Here is a 351-nt window from a genome sequence, read left to right as displayed (position 1 = left end):
GATTGATCAGTTTAGGGAATAAGAGACAACGGCGGGGAGCCTTTTCTCACCACCGACTACGTTGTGGATTGATCAGTTTAGGGAATAAGAGACAACGTAGTACCTTTGGTATACCAAAGAGGGAAAGTTGTGGATTGATCAGTTTAGGGAATAAGAGACAACCAGGAGTTAATGCACAGGAGCGAGCCGTAGGTTGTGGATTGATCAGTTTAGGGAATAAGAGACAACCGAGACGGAGCGGCTCTACAACGTCTACAAGTTGTGGATTGATCAGTTTAGGGAATAAGAGACAACCCGGAATACTTCTGTGTGGAACACCCTAATGTTGTGGATTGATCAGTTTAGGGAATA

General features: G+C 44.4%; 1 CRISPR repeat array.

What is annotated here, in order from left to right:
- Positions 1–60: 60 nt before the first annotated feature.
- A CRISPR array of direct repeats spans positions 61–351; the repeat unit is 27 nt; unit sequence GTTGTGGATTGATCAGTTTAGGGAATA.

The sequence above is a fragment of the Porphyromonas sp. HMSC065F10 genome (genome assembly GCF_001808555.1).
Lineage (GTDB): Bacteria > Bacteroidota > Bacteroidia > Bacteroidales > Porphyromonadaceae > Porphyromonas_A.
Note: the sequence above shows the minus strand (reverse complement) of the source record. Positions and strands in the feature narration are given on the sequence as shown.